The 1326-nt window shown below is 76.9% G+C and carries 1 protein-coding gene; it reads left to right on the top strand.

Annotation, left to right across the window (positions count from 1 at the left end):
• Positions 1-174 precede the first annotated feature (174 nt).
• On the top strand, positions 175-1296 hold the full coding sequence (locus tag FOE67_RS25855) for a TadA family conjugal transfer-associated ATPase (protein ID WP_182667245.1): 1122 nt from the start codon (positions 175-177) through the stop codon (positions 1294-1296).
• The last annotated feature ends 30 nt before the right edge of the window (positions 1297-1326 follow it).

Genomic DNA, 1326 nt, shown 5'->3' with positions numbered 1-1326 from the left:
CACCCCGGGCCCCGCCCGCCGCCCGGGGCACGACCCCTCAGCGCCGGGGACACCGACCGTCCGGCGCCGCCGGCGACGCCGAGGCGACGCGCTCCGGGCCCCCGACGCGTTCCCCGATCGTCCCGACTCCTCCCGGGAACCCGGCACCCCCGGCACGGAAGGCCCGGTGAACCGATGACCGCCCCGGAGCACCTGCTGGACCGGGTCCGCGACCGCATCGCGGAGGAGTGGTCCCGGGACCCCGCCCCGACCGGCGGGGCCGGCCCCGCCGACCGACTGCCCCCGGCCGTCGGGGACCTGCGCGACGACCTCCTGGGCGCCGGCCCCCTGCAACCGTTGCTGTCCGCCCCGGGCACCACGGATGTCCTGGTCAACGGCCCCTCCGAGGTGTGGGTGGACCGGGGGAGAGGGCTGGAGCGGGCCGCCGTCCGCTTCCCCGACACCGCCGCCCTGCGCCGGCTCGCCCAACGCCTGGCCTGCGCCGCCGGCCGTCGCCTCGACGACGCCCGCCCCTGGGTGGACGCCCGCCTGCCGGACGGCACCCGCCTGCACGCCGTCCTGCCGCCCATCGCCGTGGGATCCCCCCACCTGTCGCTGCGCGTCGTGCGGCACCGCCCCTTCACCCCGGCCGAACTCGTCGCCTCCGACACCCTCCCGCCCGGCGGCGAGCACCTGCTGCGGGCCCTCCTCGACGCCCGACTCTCCTTCCTGATCAGCGGCGGCACCGGAAGCGGCAAGAGCACCCTGCTCTCCTGTCTCCTCGGGCTCGTCGACCCCCGTGAGCGGATCGTCCTGGTCGAGGACTCCGCCGAACTGCGCCCCGCCCATCCCCACGTGGTGCGCCTGGAGACCCGTCCCGCCAACCAGGAGGGCGTGGGGAGGGTGGGCACCACCGAACTGGTCCGGCAGGCGCTCCGGATGCGGCCGGATCGCCTGGTGGTCGGTGAGGTGCGGGGAGCCGAGGTGCTCGATCTCCTCGCCGCGATGAACACCGGTCACGAGGGCGGATGCGGCACGGTCCACGCCAACGCCGCCGACGCGGTACCCGCCCGGCTCGAGGCGTTGGCGGCGGCGGCCGGAATGCCCCGCTCCGCGCTGCACAGTCAGCTCGCCGCCGCCGTGGACCTGGTACTCCACCTGAGGCGCGACCCGTCCGACGGACGACGGCGCGTCACCGGGATCCACCTGCTCGAACGCGGCCCGGACGGTCTCGTCCGCACGGCGCCCGCGTTGCGCCGGGCCCCCGACGGCTTCGTCCGCGAGGCGGCCTGGCCCCGTCTGGAGGCACGCCTGTGATCACGTTCCCCCCTTTCTCGCCCCCGTTCC

The organism is Streptomyces calidiresistens (assembly GCF_014141525.1).
Taxonomy (GTDB): domain Bacteria; phylum Actinomycetota; class Actinomycetes; order Streptomycetales; family Streptomycetaceae; genus Streptomyces; species Streptomyces calidiresistens.
This window is presented reverse-complemented; position numbering and strand designations above follow the sequence as displayed.